The 18,031-nt window shown below is 66.4% G+C and carries 22 protein-coding genes and 2 pseudogenes; 8 read left to right on the top strand and 16 right to left on the bottom strand.

The window, feature by feature from the left end:
• Window positions 1–103 precede the first annotated feature (103 nt).
• Both ACQCSY_RS23630 and ACQCSY_RS23625 read right to left on the bottom strand, forming a co-directional pair.
• On the bottom strand, window positions 104–577 hold the full coding sequence (locus tag ACQCSY_RS23630; RefSeq protein ID WP_427136245.1) for a hypothetical protein: 474 nt from the start codon (window positions 575–577) through the stop codon (window positions 104–106).
• 181 nt (window positions 578–758) lie between these two features.
• A complete protein-coding gene (locus ACQCSY_RS23625; protein WP_427136243.1) occupies window positions 759–1,079 on the bottom strand; it encodes a heavy-metal-associated domain-containing protein in 321 nt (106 codons plus the stop codon).
• Window positions 1,080–1,420: 341 nt separating this feature from the next.
• Here ACQCSY_RS23625 and ACQCSY_RS23620 point away from each other — a divergent pair.
• From ACQCSY_RS23620 to ACQCSY_RS23600, 5 genes and pseudogenes are all read left to right on the top strand, one after another.
• Window positions 1,421–1,785: pseudogene (locus ACQCSY_RS23620) on the top strand (ArsR/SmtB family transcription factor).
• Window positions 1,782–3,029, top strand: coding sequence for a cation diffusion facilitator family transporter (locus tag ACQCSY_RS23615; protein ID WP_427136241.1), 1,248 nt, complete (start codon window positions 1,782–1,784; stop codon window positions 3,027–3,029). The pseudogene ACQCSY_RS23620 and the gene ACQCSY_RS23615 overlap by 4 nt, the downstream one beginning before the upstream one ends.
• A 79-nt stretch (window positions 3,030–3,108) precedes the next feature.
• On the top strand, window positions 3,109–4,362 hold the full coding sequence (locus ACQCSY_RS23610) for an MFS transporter (RefSeq protein WP_427136239.1): 1,254 nt from the start codon (window positions 3,109–3,111) through the stop codon (window positions 4,360–4,362).
• Window positions 4,346–4,723, top strand: a complete 378-nt coding sequence (locus tag ACQCSY_RS23605; RefSeq protein WP_427136237.1) for an ArsR/SmtB family transcription factor — start codon at window positions 4,346–4,348, stop codon at window positions 4,721–4,723. The genes ACQCSY_RS23610 and ACQCSY_RS23605 overlap by 17 nt, the downstream gene beginning before the upstream one ends.
• Window positions 4,724–4,833: 110 nt before the next feature.
• Window positions 4,834–5,805, top strand: a complete 972-nt coding sequence (locus tag ACQCSY_RS23600; protein WP_427136235.1) for a cation diffusion facilitator family transporter — start codon at window positions 4,834–4,836, stop codon at window positions 5,803–5,805.
• A 106-nt stretch (window positions 5,806–5,911) separates the two neighbouring features.
• Here the strand turns inward: ACQCSY_RS23600 and ACQCSY_RS23595 are convergent.
• Window positions 5,912–6,450, bottom strand: a pseudogene (locus ACQCSY_RS23595) (cytochrome c biogenesis CcdA family protein); the annotation flags it as partial.
• Window positions 6,451–6,454: 4 nt separating this feature from the next.
• Entirely contained in the window at window positions 6,455–6,700 is a 246-nt protein-coding gene (locus tag ACQCSY_RS23590) for a hypothetical protein (RefSeq protein ID WP_427136233.1), read from the bottom strand.
• Window positions 6,701–7,073: 373 nt separating this feature from the next.
• On the opposite strand from ACQCSY_RS23590, the gene ACQCSY_RS23585 reads away from it, so the two are divergent.
• Window positions 7,074–7,349 (top strand): SHOCT domain-containing protein, encoded by a 276-nt coding sequence (locus ACQCSY_RS23585; RefSeq protein WP_427136231.1) that lies wholly within the window; start codon window positions 7,074–7,076, stop codon window positions 7,347–7,349.
• Between the two features lie 292 nt (window positions 7,350–7,641).
• Here the strand turns inward: ACQCSY_RS23585 and ACQCSY_RS23580 are convergent, their stop codons facing one another.
• From ACQCSY_RS23580 to ACQCSY_RS23565, 4 genes are all read right to left on the bottom strand, one after another.
• Window positions 7,642–8,052 carry a DUF302 domain-containing protein gene (locus tag ACQCSY_RS23580; protein WP_427136230.1) on the bottom strand — a complete coding sequence of 137 codons (411 nt, stop codon included), beginning with the start codon at window positions 8,050–8,052 and terminating at the stop codon, window positions 7,642–7,644.
• Window positions 8,053–8,106: 54 nt separating this feature from the next.
• The gene (locus ACQCSY_RS23575; protein ID WP_427136228.1) at window positions 8,107–9,606 is read right to left on the bottom strand and encodes a multicopper oxidase family protein; all 1,500 of its coding nucleotides are present in this window, start codon (window positions 9,604–9,606) and stop codon (window positions 8,107–8,109) included.
• On the bottom strand, window positions 9,606–9,884 hold the full coding sequence (locus ACQCSY_RS23570) for an SHOCT domain-containing protein (protein WP_427136226.1): 279 nt from the start codon (window positions 9,882–9,884) through the stop codon (window positions 9,606–9,608). Before ACQCSY_RS23570 ends, ACQCSY_RS23575 begins: the two co-directional genes overlap by 1 nt.
• Window positions 9,885–10,076: 192 nt before the next feature.
• Window positions 10,077–10,334, bottom strand: coding sequence for a metal-sensitive transcriptional regulator (locus ACQCSY_RS23565; RefSeq protein ID WP_427136224.1), 258 nt, complete (start codon window positions 10,332–10,334; stop codon window positions 10,077–10,079).
• Between the two features lie 192 nt (window positions 10,335–10,526).
• Between ACQCSY_RS23565 and ACQCSY_RS23560 the strand changes: the two genes are divergently transcribed.
• Together ACQCSY_RS23560 and ACQCSY_RS23555 are read left to right on the top strand one after the other, a co-directional pair.
• Window positions 10,527–11,936, top strand: a complete 1,410-nt coding sequence (locus ACQCSY_RS23560; protein WP_427136222.1) for an MBL fold metallo-hydrolase — start codon at window positions 10,527–10,529, stop codon at window positions 11,934–11,936.
• A gap of 45 nt (window positions 11,937–11,981) precedes the next feature.
• Entirely contained in the window at window positions 11,982–13,268 is a 1,287-nt protein-coding gene (locus tag ACQCSY_RS23555) for an MFS transporter (protein ID WP_427136220.1), read from the top strand.
• A gap of 575 nt (window positions 13,269–13,843) precedes the next feature.
• On the opposite strand, the gene ACQCSY_RS23550 is transcribed toward ACQCSY_RS23555, so the two are convergent.
• The 8 genes from ACQCSY_RS23550 to ACQCSY_RS23515 form a co-directional block, all read right to left on the bottom strand.
• The gene (locus tag ACQCSY_RS23550; RefSeq protein ID WP_427136218.1) at window positions 13,844–14,608 is read right to left on the bottom strand and encodes a sulfite exporter TauE/SafE family protein; all 765 of its coding nucleotides are present in this window, start codon (window positions 14,606–14,608) and stop codon (window positions 13,844–13,846) included.
• Window positions 14,605–15,213, bottom strand: a complete 609-nt coding sequence (locus ACQCSY_RS23545; protein ID WP_427136216.1) for a rhodanese-like domain-containing protein — start codon at window positions 15,211–15,213, stop codon at window positions 14,605–14,607. The genes ACQCSY_RS23550 and ACQCSY_RS23545 overlap by 4 nt, the downstream gene beginning before the upstream one ends.
• A gap of 158 nt (window positions 15,214–15,371) precedes the next feature.
• Window positions 15,372–15,674: a rhodanese-like domain-containing protein gene (locus tag ACQCSY_RS23540; protein WP_427136214.1), complete on the bottom strand. Its 303-nt coding sequence runs from the start codon at window positions 15,672–15,674 to the stop codon at window positions 15,372–15,374.
• An 84-nt stretch (window positions 15,675–15,758) separates the two neighbouring features.
• Window positions 15,759–15,983 (bottom strand): metal-sensitive transcriptional regulator, encoded by a 225-nt coding sequence (locus tag ACQCSY_RS23535; RefSeq protein ID WP_427136613.1) that lies wholly within the window; start codon window positions 15,981–15,983, stop codon window positions 15,759–15,761.
• A 15-nt stretch (window positions 15,984–15,998) separates the two neighbouring features.
• Entirely contained in the window at window positions 15,999–16,313 is a 315-nt protein-coding gene (locus ACQCSY_RS23530) for a rhodanese-like domain-containing protein (RefSeq protein ID WP_427136212.1), read from the bottom strand.
• 137 nt (window positions 16,314–16,450) lie between these two features.
• A complete protein-coding gene (locus tag ACQCSY_RS23525) occupies window positions 16,451–16,981 on the bottom strand; it encodes a DinB family protein (protein WP_427136211.1) in 531 nt (176 codons plus the stop codon).
• Between the two features lie 174 nt (window positions 16,982–17,155).
• Window positions 17,156–17,680, bottom strand: coding sequence for an N-acetyltransferase family protein (locus ACQCSY_RS23520; RefSeq protein ID WP_427136209.1), 525 nt, complete (start codon window positions 17,678–17,680; stop codon window positions 17,156–17,158).
• Window positions 17,677–18,027: an ArsR/SmtB family transcription factor gene (locus ACQCSY_RS23515; RefSeq protein ID WP_427136207.1), complete on the bottom strand. Its 351-nt coding sequence runs from the start codon at window positions 18,025–18,027 to the stop codon at window positions 17,677–17,679. Before ACQCSY_RS23515 ends, ACQCSY_RS23520 begins: the two co-directional genes overlap by 4 nt.
• Window positions 18,028–18,031: the final 4 nt, after the last annotated feature.

Here is an 18,031-nt window from a genome sequence, read left to right as displayed (position 1 = left end):
CGCCGGTGGCGGGTGGCGCGCACGACAATGCAGCCGGAGTTCCCGGCAGGGCGCGTCAGGGTAAGGGCTGTGCGCCGGTCAGGACATGGCGCAGCTCAGCCGTTTACGTCCGGCTGATGCAGAGTTGGCCCGGTGAAGGACTTCCCGGAAGGTACGAGTGTGTGGAAGCAGGGGTCCGCGTGTAGGGGTAGTCGACCGCAAAAGAGGTACTGCCCGGCAGCGGGGCTGCCAGTGGTGCGTTGCCCGGGGAAAGGGTGCAGGACGACGCGTCCATGGCGGTCATCATCGCGCACCCGCCCGGGTCAGCGCACGATGACCCGTGCATAGACGTCCCGGTCATTGAAGGTGAGCTGTCCGTGGCCGCGGCGCCGAAGGCGGCATGGGATGTGTGTCCCGTCGCCGATGACTGCATCGCCTGGATCATGCCCACGTCCTGGACAGCGGCGGACGCCGTCATGCTGTGGGAACCGGTCATGATGTGCATCCCTAGAATCCCGGCGATCACGGCCAGAATTCCGGCCAGCAGGGCCGTCCGGCAGAGGAAGGCCGCGGCGCGCCCGGACAGGGGTGCGGTCATGGTTTTCCTCCTTTCCTGCCGATGTTCGTTTAAGGGTACCGGCCCGGGGACCGCCCGGGTGTCTGCCGGATTCAGCGGACCTGGCATCGGCACCGCACCCGGCGGCCGGAGAGAGCACCACCACGCGAACGTGCCGGTGCCAGGCAGGGCCCGTGGCCGGACCTGCGCCGGATCGGATGGACTACCTGGTGCTGAAGCTGTATCCGGCTGCTACGACGGCATCACTGAGCGCGGCTTCATCGACTGTGCCGGATACCGTCAGGCGGGAAATGCCGTCGGGCACCAGATCCACGGTGGCGGATTCGACGCCCGGTACGGCTGCTACAGCTTTCTCGACGGTTTCAACGCAATGGCCGCAGTCCAGACCTTCCAGGCCGTAAGCGCTGGCCTCGGACCCTGCAGGGACCGGTCCGGACGCTTCCGCAGGGGAACGGTCTCCGATGGGCTCGGCTGAAGTCTCACCGTGGTGGTGGTTGTGTGCATAGGGTTCAGTTCCGCACATGACAGTTCCTGACGCCAGAGGGGTACTTGGAATGCTGGGGTTGAACGGCTGTGATGGCCGGGCACTGCGCCGGCCTGGACATACCAATTCACTGACAACACCCTAAATATACCCCTAGGGGGTATCGATGGCAAGGAATAACCCGTGATACCGCGCAGTAGCCGAAGCCGCCATTCGAACTGTGAAAAGACCGCCACTCGCAAATACAAGTCATAGTCATCCAACACCGGCGGCCCGATTCTCAATGGGATACGTTCCCGATAACGAGAAGCCGGAGCCGTAACGGGAGGAATCCATACACACCTGGTGACGCCCCTTTTCCGATATGCCATAATGTGCGCATGGGTGCAATTGTAGAGATATGCGACCGGGATCCTGACAGTCGGTTCGTCGAGCTTGCCGTTGAAGGCTTCGCCATGCTCGCCGACGCCACGCGTGTGCGCATCATCCTGGGCCCTGCGCGACGGCGAACTGTCGGTCAACCATCTCGCCGGCATCGTCGACAAGACCCCCGCGGCGGTCTGCCAGCACCTGGCCAAGATGCGCCTGTCCCGGTTTGCGCCGCACGACAGGAAGGCACCGAGTGTTCTACCGGCTCGAGGATGATCACGCCCGCCACCTCGTGACCGAAGCGATTCTCCAGGCCGAACATTCCCTTGGCTGCCTGCCGCGCCACCACCACTCCGGAAGCAGGACGACACCATGAGCGCTCCGCACGAGCACCCGCACCCACACGCACACCCGCACGAGGACGAGCAGCCGGTGCCCGAAAACCCCGGCCCCGGCGAGCCCTACGACGATCATGATCATGGCCGCAGCAACAATGCCCATGCGCACCCGCACGAAGGACACTCCGGCGGCGATCACGGTCATGCGCACCCGCATGAAGGGCATTCACACAGCGAGGGCGATCACGGTCATGCGCACCCGACCGGGATCAAAGGATTCTTCTATGGCCTCTTTGTCCCGCACAGCCACGATGCCTCGGATTCTATCGACGACGCGCTGGAGGCCAGCGCGGAAGGCATCCGCGCCCTGAAAATCAGTCTCTTCATTCTGCTCGGCACCACCCTTCTGCAGCTGGTTGTTGTCCTTATCAGCGGTTCCGTCGCGTTGCTCGCCGACACCGTCCACAACTTTTCCGATTCCCTGACGGCGGTTCCGCTGTGGATTGCGTTCATTCTCGGCCGGCGGGCCGCCAACCGCCGACACACCTACGGCTATGGCAAAGCCGAAGACCTGGCCGGGCTCTTTATCGTCGCCGTCGTTGCCTTGTCAGCGGTCGTCGCGGCCTGGCAATCGGTCGACCGGCTGTTTCATCCGCAGTCGCTCCAGAACCTCTGGTGGGTGATGGCCGCGGGCGTCGTCGGATTCATCGGCAACGAGGCGGTGGCGATCTACCGCATCCGGGTCGGCCAGCGGATCGGCTCGGCCGCTCTCGTGGCCGACGGGGTCCATGCGCGCACCGACGGGTTCACCTCCCTCGCCGTTGTGGTCGGCGCCGGCGGCGTCATGCTGGGATTCCCCCTGGCTGACCCGATCGTCGGACTGTTGATCTCCATCGCCATCATCTTCCTGCTCTGGGGCACCGTCCGCAGCATCGGTCGCCGGCTCATGGACGGCATCGAACCCGAGCTGCTGGACCGCGCCCAAACCGCCCTCGAAAATACACCGGGCGTGCTCTCCGTCCCGAAGTTGCAGCTGCGGTGGGTCGGGCACCGCCTCCAGGGCGCGGCGACCGTCATGGTCGCCAACACCTCGCTGGCCGAGGCGGAAAACGTCGTTTCACAGGCCGAAGCCAGGCTGGCCTGCGCGCTGCCTAATCTTGACGACATGCCCATCCGCACCGTCAGCGGCACCCCGGCCGCGTCGGATGTGCTGCTCCAAACACCGCCGCCGCTGCACCCAATTGCCGGCCGAGACGGTGACGGGTGGGACCGCAGGCCCTGAGCGCGGAACATCTCGGGGACGAAAGTCGACTAGGGTGGGTGCATAGACGCGCACGTATGCACTTAAGGGGTTTTGTCTGATGTTAGCGGTTTTGCGGAATGTGACCTACCGGCGGCTGTTCGCCGCCCAGATCGTGGCCCTGGTCGGCACGGGCCTGCTCACGGTGGCCCTCGGGCTGCTGGCCTATCACCTGGCGGGCCGGAACGCGGGGGCCGTCCTGGGAACGGCCTTGACCATCAAGATGCTGGCGTACGTGGGTCTCGCCCCGGTGATCACTGCCCTGGTGGCGCGCCTGCCGAAAAAGCCGGTGCTGATCGGTGCGGACCTGATCCGGGCTGCGATGGCACTGTGCCTGCCGTTCATCACCGACACCTGGCAGATCTACGTCGTGATCTTCCTGCTGCAGTCCGCCTCCGCGACCTTCACCCCGGCCTTCCAGTCGCTGATCCCCACCATTTTGAAGGACGAGCGGGACTACACGCGCGCGTTGTCCCTCTCCAGGCTGGCCTATGACATGGAATCCCTGGTCAGCCCGGCCCTTGCGGCTTTGTTGCTGACGCTGATCAGCTACAACAACCTGTTCATCGGCACCGTTGCCGGTTTCCTGTTCTCGGCCTTCATGGTCACCATCACGGTTCTGCCCCGGCTTTCCGCCGCGGCCGGGCCGCAGACGTCGTTGTGGCACCGGACCACCCTGGGTGCACGGATCTTTTGGCGCAACCGGCGCCTGCGGTCCCTGCTGGCACTGAACCTCGTGGTCGCAGCCCCGACAGCCCTGGTGCTCGTCAACACCGTGGTCTACGTCCGGGACATCCTGCACCGCCCCGAAACCGACCTGGCCCTGGCCCTGGCCTGCTTCGGCGTCGGTTCAATGATCGTCGCCTTGTCCGCCCCCCGGGCCCTGGACCGTTTCGGGGACCGTGCCGTGATGCTCACCGGCGCCGCCCTGATCCCTGTGGTGCTGGCCGGCGCGGCACTCCTGACCTTCCTGGGAGCCGGTGGTGCGGGGTGGTGGCTGCTGTTGGGGCTGTGGTTCCTGCTCGGCGCGTCGAACTCCACGATCCTCACCCCCTCCTCCCGGCTGCTGCGCGATGCCTCCACCGAGGAAACCCGGCCCTACGTCTTCACCGCGCAGTTCTCCCTCTCCCACGCCTGCTACATCCTGACCTACCCCCTGGCCGGCTGGATCGGAGCCGTGGCCGGGCTGGGCTGGGCCGCTCTTGCGCTGACGATTATTGCGATGATAGGCAGTGCAGGCGCATTCCTGTCCTGGCCACGGCACAACGCCGCGGAACCCGCTAATGAGGAGCAGTCCGTTGACCAGCCAGCCTGAGAGTGCGTCCAGCACCATCCCTGAGGAGCCGTCCCTGGCCCATCCGGTCATTCCGGACTCTAAGCTGCTCGAAACGGCAGCCGGGACGCTGCGGATGCTCGCCGAACCCACCCGGCTGCACCTGCTCTGGCAACTCTCCAACGGCCCGAAAACCGTCACCGAACTCACCGACGCGTCCGGTGCGCCCCGGACCGTGGTCAGCCAGCATCTGGCCAAACTCCGGCTCAGCGGCCTCGTGGACACCCGCAAAGACGGCCGGCACGTCATCTATTCCCTCCATGACGGGCACCTGGTCCGGCTCATCCGCGAAACCATCAACCACGCCGACCACCTGGTCACCGGCGAACCGGCCCACGACTAAACCCGCCTCATGCCCGCACACTTCACCCGCACGCCAGAGGCCAAGCCCATCCGCACCAACACATCACTGCCGTTCATCCAGGACGCACCAGCACAAAAGGACAACGACCGATGAGCGCTCATGACCACGCACCGGACCGGACCGCGGACCGGACCGCGGACCGGTCCGCTTCCACCCACGACGGTCACAGCCACGGGATAGCCGCGAACGCGGACAGACGGTACCTGGTCATAGCCCTGGCGCTGATTGTCGGGTTCATGATCGTCGAGGTCATCGTCGCCGTCGTTTCCGGGTCGCTGGCACTGCTCTCGGACGCCGGGCACATGCTCACCGACGCGGCGGCGATCGCCGCCTCCCTGTGGGCGATGCATCTTGCGGGCCGTCCGGCACGGGGAATCTGGACCTTCGGATTCAAACGCGCGGAAATCCTCTCCGCTGCCGCCAACGGCATCACCCTGGTGGTCATCAGCGCCCTCGTAGCCGTGGAAGCAATCCACCGCCTCCTCGATCCGCCCCCCGTCGCGGGCGGACCCGTCCTGATCGTCGCAATCCTGGGGGTCATCGTGAACCTGGTGGCGGTTTGGGTGCTGGCCCAAGCCAACCGGTCCAGCCTGAACGTGGAAGGATCCTTCCAGCACATCCTCACCGACCTCTACGGGTTCATCGCCACCGCGATCGCCGGCATCCTCGTCCTGACCACCGGCTTTACCCGCGCGGACCCGATCGCCTCCCTCATCGTGGTTGCCCTCATGCTCTACGCCGCGTGGGGGCTGCTGCGGGACTCGGGCAGAATCCTCCTGGAAGGAGCCCCCGAAGGCGTTGACCTGGCCCAGATCAGGGAACACCTGCTGGAAACCGGGCATGTGCACGACGTCCATGACCTGCACGTCTGGACCGTCACCTCAGACCTGCCCGCCCTGTCGGCCCACATCGTCCTTGACGAGAGCTGCTTCCACGACGGACACGCCCCCGCCATCCTCGATCAGCTGCAATCCTGCCTGACCGGACACTTCGACGTCGAGCACTCCACGTTCCAGCTCGAACCCGCCGGCCACGCCACCCACGAAACCGGCACCCACTAATAACCGGACCTCATCACGGTTTGAACGGCTCCAGCCGGGGCGATGGATGAACAGTCGTCCCTGGTCCATCCGGTCACCCCCGGTCCGGGACATCTGGCTGCGGCCAGCGAAACGCTGCGCATGGCCGCCGAACCCAGCCCAGACCCGTGGCCGTCAGGGCGAAGGGGATGCCCCGGCCCAGGCAGTAGGCGAAGGCCAGCAGGTTCCTCGGCCCGCGCTGCCTGTGGTCACGCTCAGTGAGACGACGGCGCTCAGCGTCGGCCCCATGCAGGGTGTCCATCCCAGCCCGAAGACGATGCCCAGCAGCGGGCCGGCGGCCGAGCGTGAGCTTTCGGGTCTGCTGCAACCAGGGCACCAGCCCGAGCGGGACCGCTCCCATCAGGATCACGACCACACCGAGGCCGAGCATCAGGGCGTCCTGCCAGCGCAGCAGCCAGGGCCCGATGGCCCCGAAGGCCGCACCGTAGAGGGTGAAGACGGCGGCGAATCCGAGTACGAAGAGCCCGACGCCGGGCAGCACCCGGCGGCGGTTACTGGGATGCAGGGCGAGTGGAATGACACCGGGCCCGCGCAATGGCCGGCGGGATGGCGATGACGAGCGCGCCGGGGGGTCACCGTGGAGGCGAAGAATCCGCCGATGTCCATTGGTTCAGGCGGCGTCGGAGGGCCGGAACACGGCGCCGCCGTCGGTGGATACCACCAGGCCGGTTGACGTGGCGGCCCAGATCCAGGGCTTTCCGTCCGAGCCTTCCGTCGCGGCGACGGCCTGGACCTCTCCGGTGATCCGGCCCTTCTGGGACCAGGTAGCCCCGCCGTCAGCGGAATAGTGCACGAGGCCTCCGGGCTCGACTCCGACGGCTTCCTTGGAGCTGGCAAAGGACGCGAACTGGATCACGGGGGAGGACTTTTCCAGCTGCCAGGTGTTGCCGCCGTCTGTCGATCGCTGTACGCCGTCGGTGGTGGTGCCTGAAAACGAGCTGGTTGGAGTGTGGAAAGCAGTTTCTGCATTCCCTGGATTTCCGCTTCCTGGGCGGTCACGATGTCTTTGCTGAGCTGGACCGCGTCGGCGTTTGGGGGGTATATGTAGCAAGGGTGGCCAGCGTGTGGGTTTCCCTCATGCCGTGCGCCGACGTGGGGCCGCCAGTCGGCCGCGGGATTCACACCGTGCGAATCGAACAAGGGCCAGGTATATGGTTGCTGGTGCTAGGGGTAGTCGCCGGTGTAGGGCCTGCACGGCGGGGGGATGCTCCAACCGGGCATGAAGGGACGTGCGAATCATGATGGGTGGCGGGTTCGGCATGGGCGGGTGGTGGGTCATAGGCCTGCTGTTGGCCACCGTCCTCATCTGGGTCACCATCCGCGTGGTCCGCGCCGCTGGCGACGACAGCATCCAGAACAACAGCCAGGAACCCCGAGATACGGACATCGGGGCCGCTGAGACACCCGCGGGTGCCCGCGGGATCCTTGCTGAGCGATACTCACGCGGTGAACTGAGCGCACAGGAGTATCAGGAACGTCTGCGTATTCTCGGCGAGGGCCCATAGCGAGGCCGACCACCACCTTCGGCGGGTAATCCGGCCGGCTTCCCGACCGGAGGGCAGCGTTTCTGGGCCGGCGATTGTCGCCGTCCAGAACGCTGCCCCCGGGCTACGCTGATTGACCGGACGGTAACTCAGCAACCCTGTGACTCCCGCCAACTAGGCCCCTGGCTGAGCCAGGCACCGCGTGAATAATCCAGCCGGCACCGCACAGTGGCCGGCGGGCTCCGGTGCCACGCCGCGTTCAACCGTACTCGTTCTCTCCGCGGGCGGTCCGTCGCCGCACGTTGGCCGGGTCTCAGACGGATTCTAGTTCCTTCAGGGCTGCGAGGAGCCTGTGATCGGCGTCCGAGGCGACTTCGGAGACGGCCGGGGCGTCGCTGAGCTGCACCATGGTCTGGGGGTCGATGGTCTGGATGACGGTGGTGCCGTTGTCAGGTCCGCGCCTGATCACGACGTTGCAGGGCAGCAGCAGTCCCATGTCGGGGTCTGCGGCAAGAGCTTTCTGCGCCAGGGCAGGATTACAGACGCCCAGGATGAGGTAGTCACCTAGGCCCTGCCCGGCATCGGACCCGAGCTTGGCCTCGAAGGTGGAACGGACATCAATTTCGGACAGCACCCCGAAACCCTGCCCCGAGAGGGCTTCCCGCGTCCGGGTTACCGCTTCCCCATAGGGCAGCGCGACGGTGATGGTGTGTGCGTAGCTCATTGTTGTGCTCCTTCATCGGTTTTCTCAGGCGTGCAAAGGCTGCGGGGCGCTGTGCTACCGGGCTTCTATCAGGCCCATCATGCCGCTGTCCTCGTGGTCCAGGATGTGACAGTGATAGACCGTTTTCCCGGTGAAGTCATCGAAGGCGATCCGGACCCGGACACTGCTGCGGGCCGGGACGTTGACCACATCCTGCCACGCGGGACTGTCCACGGGCCGGCCGGCCTGTTCGATGATCTGCATCGGCCACACGTGCAGGTGCACGGGGTGGTCCATCGGGCTCGTGTTCCTCAGGGTCCATTCCTCGACGGCGCCGGCGGGGACCGTGGTGTCGACCCGGGCTGGGTTGAACGGCCTGCCGTTGATGGTGAAGCTCATCATCCCCGGCCCCGTCCCACCGCCCATCCCCAGGCCGCCGCTGTTCATTCCCATATCCATGCCCATAGCGAAGACCAGTTCCCGGTGGGCGGTCACCGGGGCGGCCCGCAGGTCCCGCGGCGCAGGCTGCGCCGGAACCGGTCCCGGCGCAGCAGCCGGTGCGCCGGCAACGGCCACAGTGGCCAGGACCGTCCCTTCCGGGCCGGGCCGGGACTGTCCGCCACCGTTGTTGCCGCCCATCATGGATCCCATACTGCCCCTGTCCACGGGCAGGGTGCGCAGCCTGGCCGTCCCGGCCGCGGTGGTGACGAGCAGGTCGGCCCGGTTGCCCGGGGCCAGCAGCACCTCCTCAACGTCCCTGGGACTTTGGAAGCGGCCCGAATCCAGACCCAGCAGCTGCAGGTACTGGCCGTCCAAGCGCAGTTTCAGGTACCGGGAGGTGCAGGCATTGATGATCCTCCACCGTTCACGCTCGCCCGGCCGGGCGGCCAGGGCCGGGTTCAGCTGCCCGTTGACCAGGACCAGGGCACCTTCCCGGCCCATCATTTTCTCCATCGCAGACACGGCGGCGATGGAACCGCCACCGGTCAGGGAGATGTCGGAGATGACCAGGACCCGTTCCCGGCTGACCGGCACGGGCTGGGGGTCCTGGATGATGATCGCCCCGTACAGGCCGCCGAAGATCTGGTCGGCGACGCTTCCGTGACGGTGCGGGTGGTACCAGTACACGCCCGGCGGATGGTCCGCCGGCAGCCGGTACTCATAATCAAAGGACGTTCCCGGCGCGACCGAGACCAGCGCATTGTCGCTGTTACCCTGCGGGGAGACGTGCAGCCCGTGGACGTGCAGGTTGGTCGGATCCGCCAGCCCGTTCTCCAGCGTCACGTTCACCCGGTCCCCGGGCTGCAGGAACAGGGTGGGCCCGGGCAGGGACCCGTTATAGGACAGCGCAGTGGCGTCCCTGCCCGCGATCCGCACCTGGCCCAGGGCCGCTGAAAGTTTCACCTGAAGCCGGCCATCGGCACTGTGCAGGGCCTGCGGTTCACTCAGGTCCTGCCCGTCGGCGGACTGGAATCCGGAGCCTTGTCCCCACAGCAATCCTGCCGCGCCCGTCACGGTGGCCACAGCCCCCGCACCTCCCAGTATCAGGGCACTGCGGCGGCTTAGAGGTTGCATCAGGTTTCGTTCCCGAGGACTGCGAGCCGTTCACGGTATTCTTCTGTGCTCAATTCTCCCTTGGCGTACCGTTCGTCCAGAATCCGTCGGGCGGTAGTCTCACCCATAGCTCCGGGGCGGTCCGGGCCCGGGGCCGCCCCTGGACGCCGGCCGGTCCCGGGTCGGGTGATTCCCCCGGAAAAAGCCCGCACGGCAAGGATCGAGAGCAGGACAATGCCGATAATCAGGAGCAGCCAGAACAGCCACGTCGAGCCCATCATCGAACCATATCCGTCCATCACTTTCCTTCTCCGTTCCTTCTCCACCGGCCGCTGTCCCGCCGGCCGCCTCGGGAGTCGTGGCAGTTCGTGGCGGGACCGGTGTAACGATTGCCAATAATGACCCGGCCGTATTGGACCCTAAGGGCTGGCGGGAACCGGGACGCGCCACAACGACGCCCTCCGTGGGTTTGGTTTTGGGTTGATTGCGGCTCAGGCGAGGGACAGGAAGAGTTTTTCCAGGTCTTTAGTGTTCATGCTGGCATCTTCCCTGGTGATGCACTGCTCCAGGCCGCTGGCGATGATGGCGAATCCTGCCCGGTCCAGTGCCTTGGAGACCGCGGCGAGCTGCGTGACGATGTCCTTGCAGTCCCGGCCCTCTTCGAGCATGCGGGTGACGGCGGCGAGCTGCCCCTGGGCGCGCTTGAGGCGGTTGATAACCGGGGTGAGTTCTGTCGAATCAAGTTCCATGGCGGGCTCCAAAGCTGAGTGGGTGTTTTGCAAAGTCTATACCGCCGGGGGTATAACAGCCAGTGGTGAGGCGCCCGCATCCGGCCGGGCCCGGACCATTTGCCAGATACCCCCAGGGGTATTACCGTTGTGAATAGAGGAACGGAGGATCCCTCCCGGAAACTCCCCCACCGCCCAACGAAGGAGAGCCCCATGCTTATTGAGCGCATTTACGACGAAGACCTCGCCCAGGCCAGCTATCTGATCGGCTGCCAGGCCAAGGGCGAAGCACTCGTGGTCGATCCACGCCGGGACATCGCCGTGTACCAGTCCCTGGCTGCAGCCAACGGGATGAAAATCGTGGCCGTCACCGAGACCCACATCCACGCGGACTTCCTCTCCGGCACCCGTGAACTGGCCGCCGCGACCGGCGCCACCGCCTACGTCTCCGGTGAGGGCGGAACCGACTGGCAGTACGGGTTCGAGGCCGAACGCCTGAACGACAACGACGAGATCACCCTCGGCAACATCACCGTCAAGGCCCTGCACACCCCCGGCCACACCCCCGAACACCTGTGCTTCCTCATCACCGACGGCGCGTTCGCCGACACTCCCGGCTACCTGCTCTCCGGTGACTTCGTCTTCTCCGGCGACCTGGGCCGCCCGGACCTGCTCGACGAGGCCGCCGGCGGTGTGGACACCCGCTTCGCCGGGGCCAAGCAGCTCTTCGCCAGCCTGCTGGAGAAGTTCCTGACCCTGCCGGATCACGTCCAGGTCCACCCCGGCCACGGCGCAGGCAGCGCCTGCGGCAAGGCACTCGGCGCCATCCCGTCCTCCACCGTCGGCTACGAGCGGCTCTACTCCTGGTGGGGCCCGTACCTGGCCGCGAACGATGAGGAAGGCTTCGTCAACGAACTCCTCGACGGCCAGCCCGACGCCCACGCCTACTTCGGCCGGATGAAGCGCGAAAACCGGCAGGGGCCAGCTGTGATGGGCGAACGTGCCCCGCTTGAGGAACTGCAGACCGCCGATGTCGCCCTGGGCCTCGCCGCGGACACCGTGACGTTCGTGGACACCCGGTCCAATGCCGAGGTCCACGAGGGAACCGTCACCGGCTCCCTGAATATCCCGGCCGGCAAGTCCACGGCGAGCTTCGGCTCCTGGGTCGTGAACCCCGAAACGGACAATAACCCTCTGGTGCTGCTGGCCCCGAACCAGGCGTCCGCGCAGGAGATGCGGGACCACCTGGTCCGGGTCGGCATCGACACGGTCGCCGGCTACGTCACCAGCATCGAGGGCCTGCCTGCCAGCACCCCGAAACTGATCCAGCCCGAAGAACTCGATGGCTTTGACGCCGCCATGGTGCTCGATGTCCGCAACCGCACCGAACACACCGACGGTCACATCCCCGGCTCCCACCAGCTCAGCGGCGGCCGCGTCATGTGGAACCTGAACGAGCTCCCCACTGGGGGCACCATCGTGTCCTATTGCCAGAGCGGGGTCCGGAACTCGGTGGCGGCGTCCGCGCTGCGCCGCGCCGGCTACGACGTCGTCGAACTCGACGGCAGCTACGCCGCCTGGGCAGCCTGGCAGCAGGCACGGGAATCCGTCTCCAGCAACTGAGCCAGGCAACATCTGAAGTGATTGATTGACAACTGGAGTGCAGGGATGACATCCGGCAACACCTCTTCACCGCAGCGTCCCGGAGTACGGCCCGGTGTCACGCTGGGCCTGCGGCAGAACCTGGCCCAGTTCATGCTCCTGGTCGCCGTCAACGCCCTCGTCGGCGGCACCCTCGGCCAGGAACGGACGGTGCTGCCCCTGCTGGCGGACCAGGTCTTCCACCTGGACCTGTACACGTCCGCACTGACGTACATCCTGGCCTTCGGGCTGGCCAAGGCCGGAACCAACTACGTCGCCGGCACCCTCTCGGACCGCTACGGCCGAAAGCCGGTCCTCGTTGCCGGCTGGCTCATCGCCATCCCCGTGCCGCTGCTGCTGATTCTTGGACCGTCCTGGGGATGGATCGTGGCCGCCAACGTGATCCTGGGCATCAGCCAGGGCCTGACCTGGTCCACCACCGTGATGATGAAGATGGATCTCGTCGGCCCCTCCCGCCGCGGCCTGGCCATGGGCCTGAACGAGGCGGCCGGCTACCTCGGCGTCGCCGCCACCGCACTCGCCACCGGCTACATCGCCGTCAACTACGGGCTCCGGCCGGGACCGTTCCTGCTCGGCGCCGCCTACATCGCGCTCGGGCTGGGCCTGTCCGTCCTGTCCGTGCAGGAAACCCATCACCATGCCAAACTTGAAGCCGCCAACCACACCGCGGCCCATGCCGATGCCCACGCGGATCTGAGCAATCGGCAGGTCTTCACCCTGACCAGCTTCCGGGACAAGTCCCTGTCCTCGGTCAGCCAGGCCGGCATGGTGAACAACCTCAACGACGGCCTCGCGTGGGGGCTGTTCCCCGTTCTGTTCGCCGCGGCCGGACTGACCATCGAAAAGATCGGCATCCTCGCCGCCGTTTACCCCGCCGTCTGGGGTGCGGGCCAGCTCGTCACAGGTGCCCTGTCAGACAAGTACGGCCGCAAACGGTTGATCGTGGGCGGCATGCTCGTCCAGGCAGGGGCCCTTGGGATGGTCGCCTTCGGGACCGGATTCGGGACCTGGCTGGCCGCAGCGGTCCTGCTCGGCGCCGGCACCGCCATGGTCTACCCGACCCTGCTGGCCGCGATCGGCGACGTCGCCCACCCGGTGTGGCGGGCACGCTCGGTGGGGATCTATCGGCTGTGGCGCGACGGCGGATTCGCCGTCGGTGCAGTGCTCGCCGGGATCCTCGCGGATGCCTACGGCATCCCGGTGGCGGTCGCCGTCGTCGGTGCCCTCACCGGGCTCTCAGGAATCTTCGTGGCTGTCCGGATGCGCGGCACCGACCACAAACCTGCCGCCTAGCGGCCGGCTGCCGACGAAGGTACGCGTCGGGCCACACGCAGCGGCCCAACCACACTGAGCCGTAATTTTAGGCACTTGCCCGTTCCCCATTCAGCCGGCCTGGCCATACCGGCCGCCCCTTCCATGGCGGTCCCTGATTCGGCCTGGCACGGCGACGGTGCGTCATTGACGCTCTCTCCTGTCATTCCCGCGCTGTGCCCCAACCGGCGCACCGGGCGGCCATGTCTGGCGGGGAATGCATCCGAGCACAAATACCCCATGGGGTATACTGATGGGACTATCCATTCATGCTAAGGGAGCAAGCAGATGTGCCGTGCGGTGACATGTAAGAAGTGCCAGAAGACGACGTGGGCGGGCTGCGGTCAGCACGTTGACCAGGTCATGCGCGGGGTTCCGGCCTCCCAGCGTTGCCGCGGGCACGAGCAGGAGAAGTCGGCCGGCAAGGGCTTCTTTGCGAAGCTGTTCGGACGGTAGATCGCCCCTGCCATCGCCCGGGAACAGGCGTTGAGGAAGAGGGAAGCGCCGGAGGAAGAGTCCTCCGGCGCTTCCCTCTTCCCTTTCCCTTGCGGTCGCTCTCAGGAGAGGAGCGCCTGCACTGCGACGTAGGCGGCAATGACCACGACCAGGATTCCAAAGCCGCGTTTGAGCGCCTTGTCCTGGATCCGGGCGCCGATCCGCCCTGCCGCGAGCGAGGCGGCCATCGCGGCTCCGGCGAAGGCCGCCGTGACGGCCCAGTCGATCTGCAGGTCGCCCAGATGGGCGGCGAAACCGGCGGCCGAGTTGATGACGATGATGACCAGGGACGTCCCGACGGTCAAGGCCATCGGGAGTCCGAGAACCAGGGTGAGGGCCGGGACGATGAGGAAGCCGCCGCCGACGCCGAGCAGGCCGGTCAGGAACCCGACGACGGCGCCGGTGGCGATTGCCTTGGGCAGGCAGCTTCGCCAGTTGATCCCGCCGCCGGGCAGCGCGCAGGCGCCGCCGGCTGCTGTGGAGGGCATCAGCATCCGGACGCCGGCGAAGACCATGATGGCGGCGAAGGCCAGCAGCAGGATCTTCGGGTCCAGGAGCCGGTTGACCGCCGCGCCGAGGTACGCGGTCGCGGTTCCTGCGGCGCCGATGATAAGCGCCAGCCGCCAGTTCACCCCGGTCCGCAGCCGGGGCAGCACCGCGACGGCGGAGGAAGCGCCGACAACGACCAGCGACGTCGGGATTGCCGCGGCAAGCGGCAGCCCGACGCCGTAGACCAGGGCGGGCACGGCGAGGATGGATCCGCCGCCTCCGACCAGGCCCAGCAGGGCGCCGACGATCAGCCCGAACGCCGCCGCGGTAAGGATCATGCCTTCGCGTCCAGGTTCTGCAGGGCCTGGTGCGCGGTTGGCTCGCTGGCGGAGCGGTTCCACGGCATTCTGGAGAGCATCTGGCCCATGGCGCAGCTGTTGGTGGCGGCGGAGAACGTCAGTCCGGCCCCGATCCCGCCGGCAACCAGGCCCAGCCTGGGCGAGACGAATTTCGCCGCGACGATGCTGGCGAGCACCAGGGAACCCGCGGTCATCCGGACCTGGCGTTCCAGGGCCCAGGGGCCGCGGCCGCGGACCACGTTCCCGCCTGCGGCGGCGTAGGCGGGGACCCCGCCGGACAGGACGCTGGCACTGGCCAGGCCGACGGCGTCCAGGTGTTTGCGGGCCTGCTCGGCCCGGTTGCCGGACTGGCAGACGAGGACCACGCGGGTGCCCATTTTTGCCGCGAATTCTTCCGCGTGTTCGCTGAGCATGGCCAGCGGTACATGGTAGGAACCCTTGACGTGCAGGGAATCGAACTCTGCACCGCTGCGCACGTCAATGATCATCAGATCATCATGGTTGTCTTGCCAGGCCTGCAGGGTCGAGGCATCGATGGACTGAGGAGCGGAATCAATGGTGCTGGTCGTATTCAAGGAAGTCATGATCTCTTTCGGTATATCTTGGAGCATTTCCGGTGGCGGCCCCGCGTTTGCGCGAAGCCGCCATCCACCGTCCGGTTGGCCGCGTATAAGGACAGGATCCGGGCAAGTGGAAGTCCGGGCGACACTTGGGGGCATGCCGCCCGGACGGTCTGGTGGGGTCAGCTGACGGGGAAGCCTGCGGCGGCCCAATCGAGCATCCCGCCAGGCACGGTGTAGGCGGTGAAGCCTGCGGCCGTGAGCTGGTCCGCGGCCGCCGCACTGCGGCGGCCGCTGCGGCATACGGCGAGGACGGGACGGGACTTGTCCAGGTCGTTGAGGCGCTCGGCCAGTTCTCCCAGGGCGATGTGCCTGGCGCCGGGGATCATGCCTTCGGCGACTTCAGCTGGTTCTCGGACATCCACAATCTGGGCGTCGCTGCCGCTCTTGAGCTGTTCCGCGAGCTGCTGTGGGGTGATTTCCATGAGCTGGACCTTTCGGTAGGACGGGGCTGTTGCGCTGCAAAAATCAGTACTACGGGGTTTCTCAGGAAAGAGTCCTGCCCCGGCCTAGGTCATGCGCAGGAAGAGCGTGCGGATTTCCTCCAGGGTGGGCTTCCGGGCCAGCAGCCCGGACGGCGCGCCTCCGGCCGTGAAGACGTCCGCAGGCGCTGTGAGGCAGTCGCGCATCGCCGTCGAGATCAGTTCGAATCCGGCTTTGTCCAGGGCTCCGCGGACGGCCGTCAACTGGGTGACGACGTTCCCGCAGTCAGCCCCGGATTCGACGGCGGCAATCAGCGCGGGACATGCTCACTTGCCGCCGGCCTGGTAGGTGACCGGGTGCCCGTTGCGGTACCACTCGGTGATGCCACCCATAACATTCACAGCGTCGTAGCCTTCCCCCTCCAGGTGCATCGTGGCGCGGGAACTGCGGCCACCGGACGCGCACATCACATAGACGGTCCGCCCGATCGGAACGTCACCGAGGGACTGCTGGAAACGCGAGAGCGGAATGTTCAGAGTTCCCGGGACGCAGGCCTCCGAGTACTCCGCCTCTTCCCGGACGTCGATGATGGAAACATCAGACCCGAGTGCTGCCAGGTCGTCCACTGAAAGGCTCTTCATGCCGGTGTCCTTTCATGGTGTCCGCGAGCCCGGGCGGGCATCTGCCTCTTCCATCATGATACCCCCAGGGGTATAAATGCAAACCGGCGCATCGCCTTGCATCAATACCCCCTCCATCGGTCCTTCGCTTTGCCCACCTATCGGGGCGGAGGGCTGAGACTCAACTGTCGGGCGTGGAAGTCGAAGTGAAGTGTGGGGTAGGCGTAGACGTCCTTGAGTGTCATGGTCGGGGCGAAGAACGGGTCCCACTTCTCGGGAAACGACATTGCCCCGGTCAGGGACCTGGCGCTCTCGCGTTCCAGCCGGCGGGTGATGGCGGCGATGGTCTTTTCGAATTTTCGGCCCATCCGTTGCCTGCTGTAGACGAGGGCAGCGGCCCGGGAGCCCCAGTAATTCACGGCATCGAAGGGCCGCGTTCCCGCGTTGAGGACGGCGGCGAAGGCCTTACCGACGGGCTCGGGGAGCCTGCTGATGACATGGACCATCGGAAGCAGGGCGCGGACGATCATGTATCCGAAAACCATGTGGAACAGCAGCTCTTCGTTGGTCCACCGGGTTCCGTTGCTCCTGCGTCGAAGATCCGCGGCCGTCGCGCTCTCCAGCCAGGCGTCGAGGGCATGGCGGGCGCGGCTGTATCCGGCCAGGATTTCCGTCTTGGTTGGTTCCACGTCGTGCCGTCCCCTTCCTTAGGCCTGGATCCGGATGAGGTCCGGTAGGTCCGAAATGCGTTGTGCCTGGCTTCAGTATGGGTCGTGACAGGGCGACGCCGGAGCGTTTGACAGCAAGGCGGGCAACGACAGTATTTGCCGATCACGTGAGGCCGGGCCGGACAAAGTGGCTGTTCAGATGGCGTTGGACCGGCGTTCGATCAGGACCGTGTCGCGCCACTGCCCGGTGAGCGGCCCGTGGGTCATCCTGGCGATGCGGCGCCTGCTCCCGACGACGACGTAGCCGTTGGCAAGGTGGAGTTTGAGGCTGGCTTCGTTTTCGGGAAAGACGCTGGCCTGGATGGTCCAGATCCCGTCGCGCTCTGTGGAGTCTGCCAGAGCCCGCAGCAGCGCTGCGCCCAGGCCTTGCCCGCGCGCCTCGGCTGCGATGTAGACGGAGTGTTCAACCACGCCGCAGTAGGCGGGGCGGGCCGATACGGGGGAGACAGCAGCCCAGCCAAGGATTCCGCTTTCTGCGGTTTCGGCGACCATCCGGTGGCGGGGGAGCCTGGAGTCGTTGAACCGGTCCCAGTCGGGCGCTTCGGATTCGAAGGTGGCGTGGCCGGTGGCGATGCCTTCACGGTAGATCCGGTGGACGGCCGGCCAGTCGTCCTCGCGCATGGGACGGATCGTGACCGCGGAGGGTTCCGGCGCGGTCACAGGGTCGCCAGGAGTCCGGCGGCCTGTTTCAGGGCGCCGGGAACCAGGGAGTAATAGGCCCACGTGCCACGCTTTTCGCGGTGCAGCAGACCCGCATCGACCAAGATTTTCAGGTGGTGGGAGACGGTGGGCTGACCCAGCTCCAGCGGACCGGTCAGATCGCACACACAGGATTCACCGGAGGCTTCGGCCTTGACCATGGAGAGCAGCCGCAGCCGGTTCGGATCGGCCAGCGCCTTGAAGACCACGGCCTTCTGCTTCGCCTCCTCAGCGCCCAGGGCAGGCATTCCCGCAGGGGCGCAGCAGGCTTCATCCGTGGCCGGCTCAAGGACAGGCAGCAAGTTCATGTAC

The sequence above is a fragment of the Pseudarthrobacter sp. S9 genome, assembly GCF_050156545.1.
Classification (GTDB): domain Bacteria; phylum Actinomycetota; class Actinomycetes; order Actinomycetales; family Micrococcaceae; genus Arthrobacter.
This window is presented reverse-complemented; position numbering and strand designations above follow the sequence as displayed.

Bases quoted from the DNA above. Each gene is read 5' to 3' on its own strand.
- ACQCSY_RS23630 (WP_427136245.1), bottom strand. From the start codon at position 577: ATGACCGCACCCCTGTCCGGGCGCGCCGCGGCCTTCCTCTGCCGGACG.
- ACQCSY_RS23610 (WP_427136239.1), top strand. From the start codon at position 3,109: ATGTTAGCGGTTTTGCGGAATGTGACCTACCGGCGGCTGTTCGCCGCC.
- ACQCSY_RS23615 (WP_427136241.1), top strand. From the start codon at position 1,782: ATGAGCGCTCCGCACGAGCACCCGCACCCACACGCACACCCGCACGAG.
- ACQCSY_RS23565 (WP_427136224.1), bottom strand. From the start codon at position 10,334: ATGGAACTTGATTCGACAGAACTCACCCCGGTTATCAACCGCCTCAAG.
- ACQCSY_RS23515 (WP_427136207.1), bottom strand. From the start codon at position 18,027: ATGAACTTGCTGCCTGTCCTTGAGCCGGCCACGGATGAAGCCTGCTGC.
- ACQCSY_RS23625 (WP_427136243.1), bottom strand. From the start codon at position 1,079: ATGTGCGGAACTGAACCCTATGCACACAACCACCACCACGGTGAGACT.
- ACQCSY_RS23555 (WP_427136220.1), top strand. From the start codon at position 11,982: ATGACATCCGGCAACACCTCTTCACCGCAGCGTCCCGGAGTACGGCCC.
- ACQCSY_RS23570 (WP_427136226.1), bottom strand. From the start codon at position 9,884: ATGGACGGATATGGTTCGATGATGGGCTCGACGTGGCTGTTCTGGCTG.
- ACQCSY_RS23540 (WP_427136214.1), bottom strand. From the start codon at position 15,674: ATGGAAATCACCCCACAGCAGCTCGCGGAACAGCTCAAGAGCGGCAGC.
- ACQCSY_RS23580 (WP_427136230.1), bottom strand. From the start codon at position 8,052: ATGAGCTACGCACACACCATCACCGTCGCGCTGCCCTATGGGGAAGCG.
- ACQCSY_RS23530 (WP_427136212.1), bottom strand. From the start codon at position 16,313: ATGAAGAGCCTTTCAGTGGACGACCTGGCAGCACTCGGGTCTGATGTT.
- ACQCSY_RS23600 (WP_427136235.1), top strand. From the start codon at position 4,834: ATGAGCGCTCATGACCACGCACCGGACCGGACCGCGGACCGGACCGCG.
- ACQCSY_RS23560 (WP_427136222.1), top strand. From the start codon at position 10,527: ATGCTTATTGAGCGCATTTACGACGAAGACCTCGCCCAGGCCAGCTAT.
- ACQCSY_RS23575 (WP_427136228.1), bottom strand. From the start codon at position 9,606: ATGCAACCTCTAAGCCGCCGCAGTGCCCTGATACTGGGAGGTGCGGGG.
- ACQCSY_RS23550 (WP_427136218.1), bottom strand. From the start codon at position 14,608: ATGATCCTTACCGCGGCGGCGTTCGGGCTGATCGTCGGCGCCCTGCTG.
- ACQCSY_RS23545 (WP_427136216.1), bottom strand. From the start codon at position 15,213: ATGACTTCCTTGAATACGACCAGCACCATTGATTCCGCTCCTCAGTCC.